The following is a 19,248-nucleotide window of genomic DNA, read 5'->3' as shown; positions in this document are numbered from 1 at the left end:
TACTCAACGTGGGTGTCGGGCCCCATTGTTCCCAACGGGTCCGACGAAATCGGCGACAGGGCTCACCCTGAGCCCGCCGCAGGCACGAAAGGCTGACCCGGGTCGATGACAAGCCAGCGGTTACCGGAGGGCCGGTACGGCTCGCGTGCGCGCGGGCCCGCGCGCCCCGGAGTGCGCTGGCTGCTGACCGGGATCACCGTCGTCGTCCTCCTGGGGCTGTCCGTCCTCGGCTACGCCAATCTCGGAAGCGCCCCCATCGAGGGCAAGCAGACCGCCTTCACCATCGACGACGACAGCTCCGTGCGGATCACCCTGGAGGTCCGCCGCGACGACCCCCGGCGCCCCGCCGCGTGCGTGGTGCGCGCCCGCGCGGAGTCCGGCGACGAGGTGGGCCGCAAGGAAGTCCTGATCCAACCGGCGGACGACACGATCCGGCAGGAGACTGTGCTCCGTACCTCCGCCCGAGCCACCATCGGGGAGGTGTACGGCTGCACTTACAACGTTCCTGAATATTTGTCCACCTGGACACGGCCAACCGGGTGAAGCCACCGCCGCAACGCCGGATGCTGGGAAAATCCCGTCCACCGGCGTGGCGCTTCGTGCTATCGTCGGCACTAGGCACGGCCCCGCGAGGGCCGTGTTTTTCCGTTCCTGAGCATTCCGACAGACGGGGGCGGGAGTTGTCGGCTTCGCGGTAGGCGCGGAGTCGCCGTCGACGAGGAGTGGTGACCGTGAGCGAGACCCAGGTGACCTGGCTGACCCAGGATGCTTTCGACCGGCTCAAGTCCGAGCTGGACGAACTGGTCGGTAACCGCCCGGTGATCGCCGCGAAGATCAACGAGGCCCGCGAGGAGGGCGACCTCAAGGAGAACGGCGGTTACCACGCCGCCCGCGAGGAGCAGGGCCACCTCGAGTCCCGGATCCGCCAGCTCCAGGAACTGCTGCGCACCGCCAAGGTGGGCGACGTGCCGACCGAGGCCGGCGTCGCCAAGCCCGGCTCGGTGCTGACCGTCCGCTACGACGACGAGGACGAGACCGAGAAGTTCCTGCTGGCCACCCGCGAGGAAGGCGCGCACGGCGACCTGGAGGTCTACTCCCCGAGCTCCCCGCTCGGACAGGCGCTGCTGGACGCCAAGGAGGGCGAGACCCGGGAGTACGAGCTGCCCAACGGCGGCACCATGAAGGTGACCCTGGTGAAGGCGGAGCCCTTCACCGGCTGAGACCACCAGGCTCGACCCGCGCGGGCGCCCCGGTCACGACGACCGGGGCGCCCGCCGCTTTTCGTGCGCGGTCGTGCGCCGCAGGGCGTCGCGCCTGGTCGCACGCTCTGCGCCCAGTGACGCGACCGCCTCTGCGACGCGTCACTCCCCGTCGGAGGCCGCCAGGCGTTCCAGCAGCGGCCGGACCCGGGGCGGTACCGGCGTGGAGAGCGCGATCGACGTCGACGTCCGCCGCACCTCAGGCACCGCCACCACGTTGTCGATCACCCGTTGCAGGTCGGCGTTGGACCTGGCGACCATGCGCACGAACAGGTCGCCCTGCCCGGTGGTGGCGTGCACCTCGCACACCTCGTCGATGGCCGCCAGCCGAGCCGCCACCGCGGCCCGCTGCCCCTGGGCGATCTCCAGCACCGCGAACGCGGTGAGCCCGTAGCCCATGGCCGCCAGGTCGAGGTCGGGCGGGAAGCCCTGCAGGACGCCGCGCCGCAGCATGCGGTCCATGCGCGCCTGCACGGTTCCGCGCGCCACGCCCAGCCGCCGCGAGCACTCCAGCACGCCCAGCCTCGGCTCGTCGGACAGCAACAGCAGCAGCCTGGCGTCGAGCGCGTCGAGGGCCTCGTCCGCGCCGGTGTCGTTGGGAGCCACGTCACACCCCTTGCTCAGTCTGACCAGTTGGATCGGGAAATCGCCGCGAATGCTGAGCAATTTGTACAGCAGATCAAGGCTCTGTTGCTCACCGATCCCCTCCCGCCGCAGTCTGACGGTACAAATCTTGTGACTTGGAAATCGGGAGGGGCACCGTGACCGGCACCATCGACCAAGGCCAGAGCGGTCAGATCGACGACGTGACCTTCGACCAGATGCGCCAGCTCGTCGGCCTGGTGGACCACGACGCGTCCAAGGACCCGTTCCCGGTCCGCGCGATGGACGCGGTCGTGTTCGTCGTGGGCAACGCGACCCAGAGCGCGCTGTTCTACCAGGTCGCCTTCGGCATGGAGCTCGTCGCCTACTCCGGGCCCGAGCACGGCAACCGGGACCACAAGGCGTACGTGCTCAAGTCGGGTTCGGCCCGCTTCGTGCTCAAGGGCGCCGTCGACCCGGACAGCCCGCTGGCCGACCACCACCGCAGGCACGGCGACGGCGTCGTGGACCTCGCGCTGGAGGTCACCGACGTCGACAAGTGCGTCGAGCACGCCCGCGCGCAGGGCGCGACCGTGTTGGAGGAGCCGCACGAGGTCTCCGACGACAACGGCACCGTCCGCACCGCGGCCATCGCGACCTACGGCGAGACCCGCCACACGCTGGTCGACCGCAGCCGCTACCGCGGTCCGTACCTGCCGGGCTACGTCGAGCGCACCGGCAGCTACCGCAAGCCCGAGGGCGCGCCGAAGCGGCTGTTCCAGGCCGTCGATCACTGCGTCGGCAACGTCGAGCTCGGGAAGATGGACGAGTGGGTCGCCTTCTACAACCGCGTCATGGGCTTCGTGAACATGGCCGAGTTCGTCGGTGACGACATCGCCACCGAGTACTCGGCGCTGATGAGCAAGGTCGTCGCCAACGGCAACCACCGGGTGAAGTTCCCGCTCAACGAGCCGGCGGTCGGCAAGAGGAAGTCGCAGATCGACGAGTACCTGGAGTTCTACCGCGGCGCCGGCTGCCAGCACATCGCGCTGGCCACCGGCGACATCCTGACCACCATCAAGGCGATGCGCGAGGCCGGGGTGGAGTTCCTGGCCACGCCCGACTCCTACTACGACGACCCCGAGCTGCGGGCCCGCATCGGCGAGGTGCGGCTGCCGATCGAGACGCTCAAGGAGCACGGCATCCTCGTCGACCGCGACGAGGACGGCTACCTGCTGCAGATCTTCACCAAGCCGATCGGCGACCGGCCGACCGTCTTCTACGAGCTGATCGAGCGGCACGGTTCGCTGGGCTTCGGCAAGGGCAACTTCAAGGCGCTGTTCGAGGCGATCGAGCGCGAGCAGGAGCGCCGCGGCAACCTCTGACGGTCGCGGCACCGCTGACGGTGAGGGGCGGTCCGACCGCGCCGGGGCGCTCCTCACCTCCTGGCGACCACGACGAACCCCGCGGCCTCCAGTTCCGAGAAGACCTGTTCGCGGTGCTCGGGGCCGCGGGTCTCCAGGCTGATCTCGACGTCGACCTCGCCCAGCGCGAGGGCACCGGCGATCCGGGAGTGCTCGATGTCGATGACGTTGGCCGACAGCGCGCCGAGCCGGGCCAGCAGCCCGGCAAGCGAACCCGGCCGGTCCGGCAGCCGCACCCGCAGCGACAGGTAGCGGCCCGCCGAGGTCATGCCGTGCTGGATCAGCTGCAACATCAGCAGCGGGTCGATGTTGCCGCCGGAGAGGACCACGGCGGTGGGCGAGCCGAACTGCTCCGGGTGCTCCAGCAGTCCGGCGACCGCCGCGACGCCGGCGGGTTCGACCACCAGCTTCGCCCGTTCCAGGCACAGCAGCAGCGCGCGCGAGAGCGCCTCCTCCCCCACCGTGAGCACGTCGTCGACGAGCTCGCTGACGTGGGCGAAGGTCAGCTCGCTCGGCGCGGGGACCGCGATGCCGTCGGCCATCGTCCGCTGGGTGTCGAGCAGAGCAACCGGTTTTCCCGCCGCCAGCGACGGCGGCCAGGCGGCGGCCTGCTCCGCTTGGACGGCGAGCACCCGCACCTGCGGGTGCTCCGCCTTCACGGCCGCGGCGATGCCGCTGACCAGCCCGCCGCCGCCTGCGGGCACCACCACTGTCCGGACGTCCGGCAACTGCTCCAGGATCTCGGTGCCGACCGTGCCCTGACCGGCGATGATGTCGGGGTGGTCGAACGGGTGGATGAACTCGGCCCCCGTCGCGTCCGCGTGCGCACGCGCGGCCTCCAGCGCCTCCCCCAGCACGGCCCCGTGCAACCGCACCTCGGCCCCGTAAGCCTTGGTCGCCGCGACCTTCGGCAGCGGTGCGCGCTCGGGCATGAAGACCGTCGAGCGGATTCCGAGCAGCGAGGCGGCCAACGCGACGCCCTGGGCGTGGTTGCCCGCGCTGGCCGCGACGACTCCGGTGGCCCGGCGCCCGGCGTCCAGGCCGGCGAGCCGGACGTAGCCGCCGCGGAGTTTGAAGGACCCGGTGCGCTGGAGGTTCTCGCACTTGAGGTGGACCTCGCCCCGGCACGCTTCGCCGAGGACCCGGGAGTGCTCGAGCGGTGTCCGGCGCGCGATGCCCTCGAGCTTCTCACCGGCAGCGCGGATGCGGTCCAGGCCGACCAGGCGCATGCACCAATGCTGCCACCGGCGGCCCGAACCGACCGGGGTTCGCAGCCGTGGCACGCCGCGGGCATCGGCTGCCGGCGGGGCCGTTGTCTAGCAGGAATCTGTTGTACGCGGGGAAGTGCGGGGCCCGCGAACCGCCTGTCGGTGTAGCGGCTCTTCGGTACTCTCGAAGAACCGGTGTCGGCCGCCGATCAGCACGGCCGGGCCGTTCGCGCGGGGGCGAAGCGCGTGCGCACCGTCGGTCCTGGGAGGAAGCATGGCACGGCTGACCGCTACGACGGGCACGCTGCCGCTGATCTCCGGTCTCGCCGCGGCCACCGCGCTCTCCGGCCTCGCCATCTTCGCCGTCGTGCAGTCGGGCTGCGACGATCCCGGCAGCTACCGGACGCGCGACGGCGCGCTCGAACTCGTCGGCGGCTGCGTGCAGCCCGACGACCTGCCGGTCAACACCCGGCTTCCGACGCCGGCCCCGGGCTCGCTAGGCGGCACGCAACCCGCGCTGGCCCCCTGAACGCGCCGAGCCCCGGCCCTTCGCGGACCGGGGCTCGCGCGGCGTCAGTCCAGTGCGCTGAGCAGGTCCTCGACGAGGTCGCCTGCGTCCTCGATGCCGACCGACAGCCGGACGAGGTCGGAGGGCACCTGCAGCATCGAACCCGCCGTGCTGGCGTGGGTCATCCGGCCGGGGTGCTCGATCAGCGACTCCACCCCGCCCAGCGACTCGGCCAGGGTGAACAGCCTGGTGCGGGCGCAGACGTCTAGCGCGGCCTGCTCGCCGTCGGCGTGGATGAACGACACCATCCCGCCGAAGCTGCGCATCTGCTTCACCGCCACGTCGTGGCCGGGGTGCTCCTCCAGGCCCGGGTAGAGCACCCTGGCGACCTTGGGGTGGTTCTGCAGCGCGGCCACGACCCGCTCGGCGTTGGCGCTGTGGCGGTCCATCCGCACCGCGAGCGTCTTCAGCCCGCGCAGCGTCAGCCACGCGTCGAAAGGCCCGGGCACCGCGCCCGCGCTGTTCTGCAGGAACGCGACCTGCTGGGCGAGCTCGTCGTCGGAGGTCACCACGGCGCCGCCGACCACGTCGGAGTGCCCGCCCAGGTACTTGGTCGTCGAGTGCACGACGACGGCCGCCCCGAGCTCCAGCGGCTGCTGCAGGTACGGCGAGGCGAAGGTGTTGTCCACGACCAGCTTCGTGCCGGTGTCGTGCGCGAGCTGCGCCAGCGCGGCGATGTCGCCGATGTTGAGCAGCGGGTTGGTGGGGGTCTCGATCCAGATCAGCTTGGTGTTGGCCCGGATCGCCGCCCGCGCGGCATCCACATCGGACACCGGGACCGGCGTGTACTCCACACCCCAGCCCGACAGCACCTTGTCGATCAGGCGGAACGTGCCGCCGTAGGCGTCGTCGGGGATGATCAGGTGGTCGCCAGGACGCAACGTCGCGCGCAGCACCGCATCGGTGGCTGCCATGCCCGAGGCGAACGCCCTGGCGTGCCTGCCGCCTTCCAGCGCGGCAAGACACTCCTCCAGCGCCGTCCGGGTCGGGTTGCCGGTGCGCGAGTACTCGTAGCCCGAGCGCATCCCGCCCACGCCGTCCTGGGCGTAGGTCGAGGTCGCGTGGATCGGCACGATCACCGAGCCGGTCGTCGGGTCTGCATCCTGGCCCGCGTGGATCGCGCGGGTGGCGAAGCCGTCGGTCATACGCAGCAGCGTACGGGCCGGAGGCGGTCCCGCGCCCGGCGCCCTGCGCACGGTTGCTTTCGCTGAGCGGCAGCGATCGGCGCACTTCGAGCGGACGCGAAGCGGCCCCCGACCTCGGCCGGGGGTTCTAGCGGTCCTCGCAACACCTGCGACCTGTGGGAGTTGCGAGGACCGTGGCATGTGAGGGTGACAGTGCCGAGCTGAAGCAACGTTTCCTGGACCGGCTTGATGCGGTTGGGAGCGTCACTGTGGCGGCCCGTGAGCTGGGCCTGAACCGGAACACGGCCTTTGGTTGGGCCCGGCAGGCTGGGCGGCGGTCGATTCGGGCGTCGCGTCGACACCCACGGCGCGAGGAGTACGAGCGGTTGCGTTCCGAGGGTGTGGCCCGACGTCGGGCGGCCGAGCGGGTGGGCATCAACGAGCGCACGGCGAAGGACTGGGACTACGGGGTCCGCAAGAGCCGGAACGCGCGGACCTACCCGAACGGGGTTCGTGTCGATTACGCGGCGGGGACCAGCACGATTGTCGACGTGAACTCCGTGGCGCCCAAGCTGTCCGCACTGGACAAGCAGTTGCATCCTCGGCTGCTGACCTTGGTGGAGCGGGAGCGGATCCGGGACCTGCGGGCCGAGGGCCACTCACTGCGGGCGATCGGGAAGGCGTTGGGGCGGTCGGCCAGCACGATCTTGCGGGAGATCCGCGCGAACTCCACCCACGGCGCCTACCGGCCGTATGCGGCTCACCGAGCGGCGGCCGCTCGTCGACCGCGCCCGAAGCAACGCAAGCTGATCGCGCAGGGACCGTTGCGCCAGTTCGTGGTTGACGGGCTGCGCAAGCGCTGGTCACCGGAGCAGATCTGCCACGCTCTAGGCAAGGAGCATCCCGGCGACCAGAGGATGCGAGTGAGCGTGGAGACGATCTACCAGGCGCTGTACTTCCAGGCCCGCGGTGGTCTCAAACGCGAAGTACAGGCCGCGATCCGCACCGGCCGGACCCGCCGCAAGCCACGCCGCAACCCGAACCAGCGCACCGCGCGGTTCATCGACCCGATGGTGATGATCAGCGACCGCCCTGCCGAGGTCGAGGACCGGGCCGTGCCCGGCCACTGGGAGGGAGACTTGATCATTGGCGCTGGCAGCCAGTCCGCGATCGGCACTCTGGTGGAACGCACCACGCGGTACACCATGCTGGTCCACCTGCCGAACGGGCATGACGCTGAAGCGGTCCGGGACGGTCTCGTAGCGACTATCACAACGCTGCCGACTCACCTTCGTGGCTCGCTGACCTGGGACCAGGGAGCCGAGATGGCCCGCCACAAGCAGTTCACCATGGCCACCGACATGCCGGTCTACTTCTGCGACCCGGCCAGTCCCTGGCAGCGCGGCAGCAACGAAAACACCAACGGACTGCTGCGCCAGTACTTCCCCAAGGGCACCGACCTCGGCACTTACGGACCCGAGGACCTCGAGCACGTCGCCCAACAGCTCAACGGGCGACCACGCAAAACGCTCGGCTGGGACTCCCCAGCCGAGCGCCTCGCTATGCTCCTGACCGAAGCCAGTTGACCATCTGTGTTGCGACGACCCCTTGAATCCGCCGGCGAGGTCGGGGGCCGCCTGCGACTCGTTCAGCCGGACGTCACCACTGCGGCGGCTGACCCGGCTGCTGGTAGCCACCCGGCTGGCCGGGCTGGCCGTACGGCTGCTGCTGTCCGGGCTGGCCGAACTGCTGCGGCTGGCCGTACTGCTGCTGCGGCTGGCCGTAGGCACCCTGCTGGCCGTACTGCTGCTGCGGCTGGCCGAAGCCGGCCTGCTGGCCGTAGCCACCCGCGACGGCGGGCGCGGCACCCGCGCCGGCCACGTAGTCACGGGTACCCGGCAGCATCGCCAGGACGCCGAGCGCGATCGCGAAGATGATGCCCACGATCGCACCGAAGATCGCGTACGAACCCACGACGAAGATGTTGAGCAGCGACAGCACACCCCACACGCCCGCGGCGCCCACGACGAGCAGCGGGGCGATCTTGTTGCGCTTGAGGATCAGCACACCGCCGACCAGCAGCGCGACCGCCGCGAGCAGCGACACGATGTAGGAGAAGTACAGGTAGCCGATCGGCGGCAGCTCCGGCAGCGGGATGTCGGCGCCCATCTCGCCCAGCGACTCCTTCGCCCGCTCGGCCTGCTCGTACTGCGCGCTGAGCCCGCCGAGCATCAGCGTCGAGACCAGGTAGCCGATGGTGCCCAGACCACCGATGACGATCGCGATGATGCCGGCGGTCATCGCCAGCCCCTTGCTGCCCTGCCCCTGACCCTGCTGCTGCCCGTACGGCGACTGGCCGTAAGGAGCCTGGCCGTAGCCGGCCTGCGGCGCCGGGGCGCCGAAGCCGCTCTGCGGCGTCGCCTGCGGAGCCTGGAACCCGCCGCCGGGCGTGCCGGGCTGCGCCGGGAAGCCGCCGGGCTGGCTCTGCGGCGCGGCGGGCTGCTGCCCGAACGCGGGCTGCTGGGCCTGCTGCTGACCGGCCAGGCCGGGCTGCTCGTACATCGGCTGCGGCGGCTGCATCGACGGCGGAACGACCTGCGTCGAGTCCGACGGCGGCTGCTGAGCGGCCGGCTGCTGGGCCGGCCGGACGACCTGCGTCGCGTCCGCCCCGCTCTGCTCGCCCTGCTGCGGATCCATCCGCGACGAGATCATCTGGGTCGACTCCGGGTTCTGGTCAGCGCCGCCCGGCTGCTGGCCGGATCCCTGCGGCTGCTGGCCACCTTCCGGCGGCTGCGGAGAGGTCATCGGGCTTCCTAACTCCCTAAGGCATGGAAAAGCAAAGGTCGGGGGCGTGCGATCACACACGCTAGCCGATCGTTGAGCAGAGTAGTGCCGATACGTAACAACTCGTCATCTTCCGGCGATGAAACCGAGCACATCCTGGCGGGTCACCACACCGGCCGGCTTCCCGTCGATGAGCACCATGGCGCCGTCGGCGTTGGTTAGCGCGCCCATCGCGGAGCTGATCTCCTCCCCCGCGCCGATGGTCGGCAACGGCGGGGACATGTGCAGCTCGACCCGGTCGGCCAGATTCGCGCGGCCGGCGAACAGCGCGTCGAGGAGGTCGCGCTCGTTGACCGCGCCCGCGACCTCGGCCGCCATCACCGGGGGCTCGGCGTTGACGACCGGCATCTGCGAGACGCCGAACTCGCGCAGGATCGCCACCGCCTCGGCGACCGTCTCGTTCGGGTGCACGTGCACGAGCTCGGGGATCGTGCCGTCCTTGCGGCGCAGCACGTCGCCGACCGAGCCGCCGGCGTGGTCGGGCGAGAGGAAGCCGTAGGAGGCCATCCAGGAGTCGTTGAAGACCTTGGTGAGGTAGCCGCGGCCGCCGTCGGGCAGCAGCACGACGATGACGTCGTCGGGGCCGGTGGTCTCGGCGATCTTCAGCGCCGCCGCCACCGCCATCCCGCAGGAGCCGCCCACCAGCAGGGCCTCCTCGCGGGCCAGGTCGCGCGTGACGTGGAAGGAGTCGGCGTCGGAGACGGCCACGATCTGGTCGCAGATGTCGCGGTCGTAGGTGTCCGGCCAGAAGTCCTCGCCCACGCCCTCGACCAGGTACGGGCGGCCGACACCGCCGGAGTACACCGAACCCTCCGGGTCGGCGCCGATGATCTGCACCCGACCGTCGGAGACCTCCTTGAGGTAGCGGCCGGTGCCCGAGATCGTGCCACCGGTGCCGATGCCGGCGACGAAGTGGGTGACCCGGCCCTCGGTCTGGCGCCAGATCTCGGGGCCGGTGGAGTGGTAGTGCGACTCGGGGTTGGCCGGGTTCGCGTACTGGTTGGGCTTCCAGGCGCCGTCGATCTCGGTGACCAGGCGGTCGGAGACGCTGTAGTAGGAGTCCGGGTGCTCCGGCGGGACCGCCGTCGGGCAGACCACCACCTCGGCCCCGTACGCCGCGAGCACGTTGCGCTTGTCCTCGCTGACCTTGTCCGGGCAGACGAAGACGCACCGGTAGCCCTTGCGCTGGGCGACCATCGCAAGCCCCACGCCGGTGTTGCCGGAGGTGGGCTCGACGATCGTGCCGCCCGGCCGGAGCTCGCCGGAGGCCTCGGCCGCCTCCACCATCCGCAGCGCGATGCGGTCCTTCACGCTGCCGCCGGGGTTCATGTACTCGACCTTGGCCAAGACGGGGGTCGCCCCCTTGGCCAGCGAGTTCAGCCGTACCAACGGAGTGTTGCCCACCAGATCGGCGATGTGCTCGACGTAGTCCACGCGGGGATCCTCACCCTTCATCTCGCGTCCGTGCTGCGGAGCCTAATCGCACCTGGTTGTACCGCCGTTAACGCGCCCGCGACACCACGCGGTCGGGGAACGGTACGGCAGGAACCGGCTGCGCGCTGGGCCGCGGGGCGAGGATCGGGCGGGCAGCGGCGGGGCGATCGGGCGGTCGTCGGCGTCGGTCGGGGACTGCGTGGTGCGGCGCGCGCAACATCGTGCAGAACTGTCACGACACTTACTTCGGGAACGAATTTCGCACCTGCGGCGTCTTCCATGGTGAGCGCACCGAGCGGTGCGGGTGGTTCGCGTCCGGTGAAGGGGGAGGCATGATCGCGCTGAGAGCGCTTCGACTCGCCATGCTGGCCGCCGGGACCGCGGGCGGGCTTTCCGGGGCGGCGTGGGGACTGCTGAACGGCCAGTCCCGCTACGCCAGGCGGGTGATCGGCCCGCCGTCGAACATGCCGCTGCGCGCGGACGGCATCCACCTGCCCGAAGGCGTCGGCCCGGTGCCCCGCTCGGAACTGCCCGAAGGCGCGCAGCCGCTCGACCTCGCGGTCCTGGGCGACTCCGCGGCGGCCGGTCTGGGCGTGAACTTCCCGGACGAGCTGCTCAGCGTGCTGATCGCGCGCGGGCTGGCCGCCGAGCTGGACCGGCCGGTGTCCCTGCGCACACACGCGATCGTCGGCACGACGTCCCAGGAGCTGCACGCCCAGGTCGACGCGCTGCTGCCGCAACCGCCGCGGCTGGCGCTGGTGATCATCGGGGCCAACGACGTCACGTCCCGGCTGTCGGTCTCGACCTGCGCCGAGATGCTCGGCACCGAGGTCCGGCGGCTGACCGAGGCCGGGGTGGCGGTGGTCGTCGGCACCTGCCCCGATCTCGGTTCGATCCGTCCCATCCCGCAGCCGCTGCGGTCGCTCGCGAGCTCGTGGAGCCTCGCCCTGGGCCGCGCCCAGCGCCGGGAGGTCGAGGCCAACGGTGGGCACGCGGTGCCGTTGGCGGACCTGCTGTCGCCGGAGTTCCTCGCCAGGCCGGCCGAGTTCTTCAGCCCGGACCGCTTCCACCCGTCGGCCGCCGGCTACCAGGCGGCTGCCGAGATCCTGCTGCCCGCGGTGTGCGCGGCGCTCGGCGAGTGGGCGGGCGGGCCGCTGCCGACCGCGCCCACGCGGTCCGCGGCGGCGGAGGCCAGGCGGCCGACCAGCCGCATCGTCGCGCGGCTCAACCGCAGGTTGAGGAGCCGCACGGACACCGAGAGCTGAGCCGGGACGGCCGGCTGCGCGAGCCACCCGCGTCGGTCTCGCCGGTACGGCGCGCCTGTGTCCATACTTAACGGTCGGTCGGGGCATTGCCCGTGACGGGCATCACCGCGAATATGGTCGTCGCGGACATACAGTGACTCCACCGAGCCCAACGACACGCAGTGCCACTTCTCGGCGTACGAAGGAGTTCCCCATGACCGAAGCAGTGATCGTCGCCACCGCACGCTCCCCCATCGGCCGCGCGGGCAAGGGGTCGCTGGTGGACGTCCGACCGGACGACCTGACGGCGCAGATCGTCCGCGCGGCGCTGGACAAGGTTCCCGAGCTGGACCCGTCCGACATCGACGACCTGATGCTGGGCTGCGGTCTGCCCGGCGGCGAGCAGGGCTTCAACATGGCCAGGGTGGTGTCGGTGCTGCTCGGCTACGACCACCTGCCCGGCACCACCGTCACCCGGTACTGCTCCTCCAGCTTGCAGACCACGCGGATGGCGCTGCACGCGATCAAGGCCGGTGAGGGCGACGTGTTCATCAGCGCGGGCGTGGAGATGGTCTCGCGCTTCGCCAAGGGCAACTCCGACTCGCTGGAGGACACCCGCAACCCGCTGTTCGACGACGCCCAGGAGCGCACGCAGCGCACCGCCGAGCAGGGCGCGGACTCCTGGACCGACCCGCGCGAGTTCGACGCCCTCCCCGACGTCTACATCCCGATGGGCCAGACCGCCGAGAACCTGGCGCGGCTCAAGGGGATCAGCCGCGACGAGATGGACGACTTCGGCGTGCGGTCGCAGAACCTCGCGGAGAAGGCCATCGCCAACGGGTTCTGGGCGCGGGAGATCGTGCCGGTCACCACGCCGTCGGGCAAGGTCGTCGACGCCGACGACGGTCCGCGCGCCGGGGTGACCAAGGAGGGCGTCGCGGGCCTCAAGCCGGTGTTCCGCCCGGACGGCCGGATCACCGCGGCCAACTGCTGCCCGCTCAACGACGGCGCCGCAGCCGTGGTGATCATGAGCGACACCAAGGCCAGGCAGCTCGGCCTGACGCCGCTCGCGCGGATCGTCTCGACCGGTGTTTCGGGCCTCTCGCCGGAGATCATGGGGCTTGGCCCGGTGGAGGCGTCCAAGCAGGCCCTGGCGCGCGCGGGCCTGTCGGTCGGCGACATCGACCTGGTGGAGATCAACGAGGCGTTCGCCGCGCAGGTCATCCCGTCCTACCAGGACCTGGGCATCCCGCTGGAGAAGGTGAACGTCAACGGTGGCGCCATCGCCGTCGGCCACCCCTTCGGCATGACCGGTGCCCGCATCACGACGACGCTGCTGAACTCGCTGCAGTGGCACGACAAGCAGTTCGGCCTGGAGACCATGTGCGTCGGCGGCGGCCAGGGCATGGCCATGGTCGTCGAGCGCCTGAGCTGACGACCGGCCCGGTCACGCGCAGCGCCCGGTTCCCCGCAGGGGGCCGGGCGCTGCGGCGTGTGGGGGGCTTGGGTGCGCCTCGGCGGGACTCCAGCCGGGGCCTGCGGGCGGCCGTTCCACGTACTCGAGCGGACGCCTGCGGGGCCTGGGCCGACACGCGGACGGCGTGTCGGCGGCGCGCGGCACTCGCGCTCGTCGGCGGGTCCGACGCGCCGGGGCGCGTCGGGCAACGCTGCGCTCGGCCCTCACCGGCAGGTCGGACACGCCGGGGCGTGTCGGCGACACGGGGTGCTCGGTGCTCGGCTTCCTGACACGCGCCTGAGTGTCGGACCGCTGCGGTCGGACACTCAGGCGCGGATCGGCGGGTGGACACGCCGATGGCATGTCGAGGCGCGCGGCACCCCGCTCTTCGTCAGCAGCTCCAACACGCGGGCGCGAGTCGGCAACACGCAGCACTCGGCGCTTGCCAGCAGGCCCGACACGCAGGCGCGTGTCAGGGAGTCGCGGCACTCGGGATTCGTCGACAGGTCAGACACGCCCCGCCGTGTCGGGGGCGGGGCGTTCGCGCTTGGTCGGCGGGGCGGTCACTCCGGGGTGTGTCGGCGGCGCGCGGCACTCGCGCTCGTCGGCAGGCCGGACACGCCGGGGCGTGTCCGGGACACGCGGCACGCGCTCTCGGAACTACCACGGCCAGCCGCCGCCAAGCCGCAAGCTCCCATCCGGTCCGGCACAACGTTGCTCCTGGCCCCGAAACCAAGGTCCGCAAGACGAAGACTGGCCTCACGACGACAAGACAGACGCGGCAGTGTCTGAAAGGGCTCGCGCCACCAAGGAAAGCCTGCCTGATGAAGAAGAGTCCGCACGTGCGCACGCGCACCACCTCGCCCGCCCCGAACAAGGCCGGATAGAGAAAAACAAGGCCCGATATACACAAACGAGGCGCCGCCCTCCTTGCGGAGGACGGCGCCTCGAACCGCCTGGTTGCTACCGCCGGCACCAGCCAGCCGCAATCGCGACCACGCCGACCGCCGGCGGTCAGCCGGCCGCTAGTCGTTCTGGAAGTACGACAGCAGCCGCAGGATCTCCAGGTACAGCCACACCAGCGTGGTCATCAGGCCGAAGGCGATGTACCACGCGAACTTGGCGTCCACGCCGCCCTTGATGGCCTGGTCGGCGGCGTCGAAGTCCAGCAGGAAGCTGAACGCCGCGATGCCGATGCACAGCAGGCTGAAGCCGATCGCCAGAGCACCGCCGTCGCGCAGCCCCAGGCCACCTGACACGAAGAAGCTCGCGATCAGGTTGACCAGCATGAGCACCGCGACACCGGCGACCGCGCCGATGATCCACTTGGTCAGCTTCGGCGTGACACGGATCGCACCGGTCTTGTAGACCACCAGCATCGCCGCGAAGACACCCATGGTGCCCGCGATGGCCTGCATGACGATGCCGGGGTTGCCGACCAGCATCGCGAACAGGTAGCTGATACCGCCGAGGAACACACCCTCGACCGCCGAGTAGGCGATGATCAGCGCCGGGCTGACCTTCTTCTTGAAGATGACGACCATCGCCAGCACCAGCCCGATGATCGCCGCGGGCAGCGCGAGCCCGAGCGCGGCCGGACCCATCAGGTAGGTCGCCGCACCGGTGACCACCGCGAGCGCGAGGGTGATGGCGGTCTTGGTGACCACGTCGTCGATGGTCATCGGACGCGCGGTCTGCGGCGGCGCAGCCGGCGCCTGGCCGAAGGGGGTGCCGTAGCCGCCCTGTCCCTGGCCGTGGTTGAAGTTCGCGTACCCGCCGGTCGTCGGCAGGTTCTTGAACGCGGGGTTGCTCGTTGTGCGCAACTCATCCTCCTGGGCGTGTTTGCGCCGTCACCGGTACCAACGATCGGACCCACCGATCAGTTCCCGAGTCGGGTAAAGCAGACTTTACTCTCGATCGGCACGCGCGCCCCACCGCGTTGCAAAACTACCCCGTATCGGTTTGGACGCGCGTAACGATCACGTTGCGTCGCCAACCTCGGACTCCCGTTGCGGCATGTGACCGGAATCCGTCGGAACCAGCGCTCACCTGCGGCTGAACGGGCGACGACAGACGTCGATCCGCTGTTCGCTCCGCTGCTCTCCGTAGCTCCTTTCGATCAACCGAATGGACTCTTGTAGACACGTTCCGTAACCGGAAGTATCACGGCGGGTGTCCTTTGCTCACTGCCAGGGGTAAGCGCTTCGGGGAAAGCGAAGTATGCAGCGAGCACCGCGACGCCCCTTGTCTTCCGCGACCGAGACTGGAGCTCGCATGCGCACGTTCAGGAAGTTGGTCACGGCGGTACTGGGGTCCGCCGTGCTCGCAGGGGGGACGCTCCTGGCGACGCCAGGGGCTGCTCTGGCCGATCCGCAGGAAGGACTCGGCCACGAAACCAGCCCCGGTCAGCCCTACGTTGGAAACCCGCAGCCGGAGCGCGACTGGCTCGGCTCCTACGTCGTCAACGGCCGTCAGGTCTGGTGCGTGCAGTTCGCGCTGACCGCGCCCGGCAGCGGCGAGGAGTACAAGCCCGGCGACGAGCTGAAGACCAAGTGGGGCGAGCCGATCGCCGAGGACGTCGCGGCCGACATCTCCTACCTCCTCCTTCGCTACGGCACCACGCAGGACGCCGACAAGGCCGCGGCGCTGGCGCACCTGCTGCACTCGCGGACCTCGGCTCCGCGTGAAGGCCATGACGATCTGAACCCGGACCGCGGGTTCAAGGACATCGGCTACGACGTCGAGGGACACCTCGCCAAGCTCCCGCAGCAGGTCAAGGACGCGGTCACCGAGCTGCAAGACGAGGCGGTCGCCAACCGCGGTCCGTGGGAGGCCGGGCTCACCGCCCCCGAGCAGCCCCAGACCATCGGCCAGGCCGCCGAGTGGACGCTGACCGTGCAGCGCGCCGACGGCAAGGGCGTCGGCGATGTCCCGGTCAAGCTCACCGCGACCGACGCCGAGGTCGAGGGCCTGGCCGAGGACGGCACCGTCACCACACCCGCCGACGGCGGGCCGCTGGCGCTGAAGGTGACGCCGACCGGGCCGAACCCCAAGATCACCGGCGTACTCTCCGCCCCGGCCGACCGGCCGTACGTGCAGGAGGCGGTCAACCAGCCCGACAGCACCCAGCGCGTGGTCTCCACCGGCGGCGAGAAGCAGCTCACGATCGAGGACGCCACGACGGCGGTCACCGCGCCTGGCGCCGTGCACGTCGGCAAGGTCGACGCCGAGAGCCAGGCCGCCATCGCCGGCGTCGCGCTTCGCATCACCGCCGCCGACGGCAAGCCCGCGCTGCGCCAGGACGGCACCGAGCTGCTCGGGCCGGACGGGCAGCCCGCCGTGGTCACCACGGGCACCGACGGCACGGTCTCCGTACCGGACCTCAAGACGCCGCAGGACATCGTGATCACCGAGGTCGCACCGGCCAAGGGCTACGAGGACGCGTTCGACGCGGCCAACCCGCCTTCGGTCGCGGGCACCCTCCAGCCGGGCCAGACGCTCGAGCTGAGCCTGTCGAACCAGGCGAACACCCCCACCGTGCCCATCCGCATCCCGGCAGGCGACCCGGGCGCGCCCACCGGTGAGACCGTCGAGTTCGGCGAGATGAGCCTGCTCGCCGCCGGTGCGCTGGCGCTGGTCGCGACCGCCTTCGGCGGGTTCGCGCTGCGCCGCCGGGCGGGTTCGGCGAACGGGCGGAGGTGAGTCGTGCGACCCAGCAGGCGTCGCCTGGTCACGCTGCTCGCGGTGGGCGTGGTCGCGGTGGTGGCGGTCGTCGGCGTGGTCACCACCACCCTGCTCTCCGGAGGTACGCAGCCGCGGCCGCTGGCAGCCGGGCCTGCTCCCGCCGCTGAACGGCCCGCCCCGCCGCCCGTCGCGGAGGAAGCCCTCCCGCCGCAGCCGGTGCACGTCCCCGCCGGGCAACCGCCGGGCACCGTCCGCCTGCCGCGAGGAGGCACGGCGGAGCTGGTGCGCAAGGAGCTCGACCGCTCCGGGACCCTGCCGGTGCCCGACGGGGTCACCGAAGCGACCTGGTGGGGCGCGGGGCTGGACTCCCCGAAGGGCGCCACGGTCCTCGCCGGGCACGTGAACTGGAAGGGCACCACCGGCCCGTTCGCCGAGCTGTGGGACAGCTCGGCCGGGCAGGAGGTCACCGTCGCCGACGACGACGGCAGGAGCTGGCGCTACCGCGTGTCGGAGATCGTGACAGTGGACAAGGAGAGCCTGCCCCAGCGCGCGGCCGAGCTGTTCGGCCAGGGCGGGGCGCACCGGCTGGTGCTGGTCACCTGCGGCGGCCGCTACGTCGGCGGCGATACCGGCTACGACGAGAACCGCATAGTCGTCGCCACCCCGGTGGCCTGACGAGCGGAGACAGGCGGGGCCCGGCGTCCGCCGGGCCCCTTCGTCGTGTCGGCGGCCGGGTTCGGGTTGGCCGTGTGTTAAAGGGCGTCCTGTCGGCCCTCGCGTCGGCGGGGCGCTGTCAGCCCTCGCCTCGGGGCGCGCTGTCAGCCCGCGCGCGCCGAGCGCTGTCGGGCCTCGTTCGCCGGGCGCCCTGTCAGCCCTCTCGTCGGGGACGCTGTCGCGCCTCACGGGCGCCCTGTCAGCCCTGGCATCCGGCAGGCACGGCTGTCGCCCCTCACGCCCGCCGCGCGCCCTGTCGGGCCATGCGCCGCCACGAGGGCGGCCTGGTGAGCCCTCGTACTGTCCGGGCGCCCTCAGGCGCTTGGGCTCACCCGTGAACACACCAGTGAGCCCACGTCACCTCTTCCTGGCCGACATGCTCTGACAAGGCTCCCGCGTCGGTTCCGCACCGCGCCCGCCCGAGCGCCCGCACGCCCCACCCACCCGTACGCGAAAAGGCCCGCGATCCGTTCGGATCGCGGGCCCACGCACATCACTCGACGCGCCTAGCGTCGTTTCCGCTGCCCCTTCTTCGCCGAGGCGGCCTGCTTGCCGGGCCGGTTCTTCGACTGCGTCTTCTTGCCGCCGGGCCTGCCGCCCGCGCGCTGCCCGTTGGCGGACTTGCTCTGCGCACCGCCGCCGGTCTTCTCCGCGGTCGCCGTCTCGGTCCCGTTCGAGTCCGGCGACTGGACCACCGCCTGCGACTGCTTCGCGGTGGGCTTCTGCCCCGGCTTGGGCCGCGGGGCCTCCTTCTTCGCCGCGATCTCGGCCTCCTTGGCCTTCTGCTCCTCGCGGTCGATCTTGTTGGTCAGGAAGTGCGCCTGGCCCAGGGTCCAGAAGTTGTTGGCCATCCAGTACAGCAGCACCGCGATCGGCAGGAACGGGCCCGACACGATCGCGCCGACGGGCGCGATGTACATCATCAGCTTGCCCATCATGGCCGTCTGCGGGTTGGCCATGGCCGCTTCGGTCTGCCGCTTCATCGAGATGCGCATCGAGAAGAAGGTGGCGACCGAGGCGATGATCATCAGCGGCACGCCGACCATGATCATGTCGGTCCGCGTGGTGCCGAACAGCGCGAGCTCCTGGTCGGACTGGACGATCCAGTTCGACAGCTTGGCCCCGAAGATGTCGGCCTCGACGAACGAGCGGACGCCGTCGGCGTCGAAGATGTAGTTGCTGGGCGCGCCGGGCTTGAAGTCGCGCAGCACGGTGAACAGGCTCAGGAACACCGGGATCTGCAGGAGCGCGGGCAGGCAGCCGCCGAGCGGGTTCACCCCGTGCTCGGACTGCAGCTTCTGCATCTCCTGCGCCATGCGCTGGCGGTCGTTCTTGTGCTTCTCCCGCAGCTTCTGGATCTGCGGGGCGAACTTCTGCATCTTGCGGCCGGCGCGCATCTGGCTGATGGCGGGCTTGAGCAGCACCACGCGCAGCGAGAAGACCAGGAAGAACACCGACAGCGCCCAGGCGAAGCCGTTGTCCGGGCCGAGCACGAAGCCGAAGATCTTGTGCCAGAACCACAAGATGGCCGACACCGGATAGAGGATAAAGTCGAACACTCAACCACTCCTGGTCATCGCCCGGTCACGTCATCCCGGGGCGCACCTGCACAGCCGTACCCGCAGGGTCAGCTCTACCAGGGTGCCATGCCCCCGATCCGATCTCCGGCGCGGGCCACCGCGGCGGCCCCGAAGTGATCTCTTCGTG

Annotated in this window: 16 protein-coding genes; 9 read left to right on the top strand and 7 right to left on the bottom strand. The window is 70.8% G+C overall.

Features of this window, described 5'->3' with window-relative positions; all coding sequences use genetic code 11:
- The first annotated feature begins 105 nt into the window (after window positions 1-105).
- Both SACE_RS04435 and greA read left to right on the top strand, forming a co-directional pair.
- Window positions 106-543 (top strand): DUF4307 domain-containing protein, encoded by a 438-nt coding sequence (locus tag SACE_RS04435; protein ID WP_231849925.1) that lies wholly within the window; start codon window positions 106-108, stop codon window positions 541-543.
- A 188-nt stretch (window positions 544-731) separates the two neighbouring features.
- On the top strand, window positions 732-1,220 hold the full coding sequence (gene greA, locus SACE_RS04430; protein ID WP_009950486.1) for a transcription elongation factor GreA: 489 nt from the start codon (window positions 732-734) through the stop codon (window positions 1,218-1,220).
- 141 nt (window positions 1,221-1,361) lie between these two features.
- Here greA and SACE_RS04425 read toward each other — a convergent pair whose 3' ends face one another.
- Entirely contained in the window at window positions 1,362-1,865 is a 504-nt protein-coding gene (locus tag SACE_RS04425; protein ID WP_009950488.1) for an Lrp/AsnC family transcriptional regulator, read from the bottom strand.
- Window positions 1,866-2,080: 215 nt separating this feature from the next.
- Here SACE_RS04425 and hppD point away from each other — a divergent pair, with 215 nt between their 5' ends.
- Complete coding sequence (gene hppD / locus SACE_RS04420; protein ID WP_044547780.1) at window positions 2,081-3,226, top strand: 4-hydroxyphenylpyruvate dioxygenase; 1,146 nt, start codon at window positions 2,081-2,083, stop codon at window positions 3,224-3,226.
- 53 nt (window positions 3,227-3,279) lie between these two features.
- On the opposite strand, the gene ilvA is transcribed toward hppD, so the two are convergent.
- The gene (gene ilvA, locus SACE_RS04415) at window positions 3,280-4,494 is read right to left on the bottom strand and encodes a threonine ammonia-lyase (protein ID WP_009950491.1); all 1,215 of its coding nucleotides are present in this window, start codon (window positions 4,492-4,494) and stop codon (window positions 3,280-3,282) included.
- Between the two features lie 253 nt (window positions 4,495-4,747).
- On the opposite strand from ilvA, the gene SACE_RS04410 reads away from it, so the two are divergent.
- Window positions 4,748-5,002 carry a hypothetical protein gene (locus SACE_RS04410; RefSeq protein WP_009950492.1) on the top strand — a complete coding sequence of 85 codons (255 nt, stop codon included), beginning with the start codon at window positions 4,748-4,750 and terminating at the stop codon, window positions 5,000-5,002.
- A gap of 44 nt (window positions 5,003-5,046) precedes the next feature.
- Here the strand turns inward: SACE_RS04410 and SACE_RS04405 are convergent, their stop codons facing one another.
- A complete protein-coding gene (locus tag SACE_RS04405) occupies window positions 5,047-6,186 on the bottom strand; it encodes a cystathionine gamma-synthase (RefSeq protein ID WP_009950493.1) in 1,140 nt (379 codons plus the stop codon).
- Between the two features lie 380 nt (window positions 6,187-6,566).
- On the opposite strand from SACE_RS04405, the gene SACE_RS04400 reads away from it, so the two are divergent.
- A complete protein-coding gene (locus SACE_RS04400) occupies window positions 6,567-7,751 on the top strand; it encodes an IS30 family transposase (protein ID WP_143538286.1) in 1,185 nt (394 codons plus the stop codon).
- A gap of 73 nt (window positions 7,752-7,824) precedes the next feature.
- On the opposite strand, the gene SACE_RS04395 is transcribed toward SACE_RS04400, so the two are convergent.
- Both SACE_RS04395 and SACE_RS04390 read right to left on the bottom strand, forming a co-directional pair.
- Window positions 7,825-8,970, bottom strand: a complete 1,146-nt coding sequence (locus SACE_RS04395; RefSeq protein ID WP_009944147.1) for an MFS transporter — start codon at window positions 8,968-8,970, stop codon at window positions 7,825-7,827.
- A 105-nt stretch (window positions 8,971-9,075) separates the two neighbouring features.
- Window positions 9,076-10,443 carry a cystathionine beta-synthase gene (locus SACE_RS04390; protein WP_009944148.1) on the bottom strand — a complete coding sequence of 456 codons (1,368 nt, stop codon included), beginning with the start codon at window positions 10,441-10,443 and terminating at the stop codon, window positions 9,076-9,078.
- Window positions 10,444-10,775: 332 nt separating this feature from the next.
- On the opposite strand from SACE_RS04390, the gene SACE_RS04385 reads away from it, so the two are divergent.
- Window positions 10,776-11,708: an SGNH/GDSL hydrolase family protein gene (locus tag SACE_RS04385; RefSeq protein WP_009944149.1), complete on the top strand. Its 933-nt coding sequence runs from the start codon at window positions 10,776-10,778 to the stop codon at window positions 11,706-11,708.
- Between the two features lie 193 nt (window positions 11,709-11,901).
- Entirely contained in the window at window positions 11,902-13,122 is a 1,221-nt protein-coding gene (locus SACE_RS04380; protein ID WP_009944150.1) for an acetyl-CoA C-acetyltransferase, read from the top strand.
- A 1,046-nt stretch (window positions 13,123-14,168) separates the two neighbouring features.
- On the opposite strand, the gene SACE_RS04375 is transcribed toward SACE_RS04380, so the two are convergent.
- Entirely contained in the window at window positions 14,169-14,966 is a 798-nt protein-coding gene (locus SACE_RS04375; RefSeq protein ID WP_009944151.1) for a Bax inhibitor-1/YccA family protein, read from the bottom strand.
- A gap of 451 nt (window positions 14,967-15,417) precedes the next feature.
- On the opposite strand from SACE_RS04375, the gene SACE_RS04370 reads away from it, so the two are divergent.
- Both SACE_RS04370 and SACE_RS04365 read left to right on the top strand, forming a co-directional pair.
- Window positions 15,418-16,845: a SpaA isopeptide-forming pilin-related protein gene (locus tag SACE_RS04370; protein WP_009944153.1), complete on the top strand. Its 1,428-nt coding sequence runs from the start codon at window positions 15,418-15,420 to the stop codon at window positions 16,843-16,845.
- A 3-nt stretch (window positions 16,846-16,848) separates the two neighbouring features.
- The gene (locus tag SACE_RS04365) at window positions 16,849-17,502 is read left to right on the top strand and encodes a class F sortase (RefSeq protein ID WP_009944154.1); all 654 of its coding nucleotides are present in this window, start codon (window positions 16,849-16,851) and stop codon (window positions 17,500-17,502) included.
- A 545-nt stretch (window positions 17,503-18,047) separates the two neighbouring features.
- Here the strand turns inward: SACE_RS04365 and yidC are convergent.
- Window positions 18,048-19,076 carry a membrane protein insertase YidC gene (gene yidC, locus SACE_RS04360; RefSeq protein ID WP_011873203.1) on the bottom strand — a complete coding sequence of 343 codons (1,029 nt, stop codon included), beginning with the start codon at window positions 19,074-19,076 and terminating at the stop codon, window positions 18,048-18,050.
- Between the last annotated feature and the right edge of the window lie 172 nt (window positions 19,077-19,248).

The sequence above is a fragment of the Saccharopolyspora erythraea NRRL 2338 genome, from assembly GCF_000062885.1.
Lineage (GTDB): Bacteria > Actinomycetota > Actinomycetes > Mycobacteriales > Pseudonocardiaceae > Saccharopolyspora_D > Saccharopolyspora_D erythraea.
Note: the sequence above shows the minus strand (reverse complement) of the source record. Positions and strands in the feature narration are given on the sequence as shown.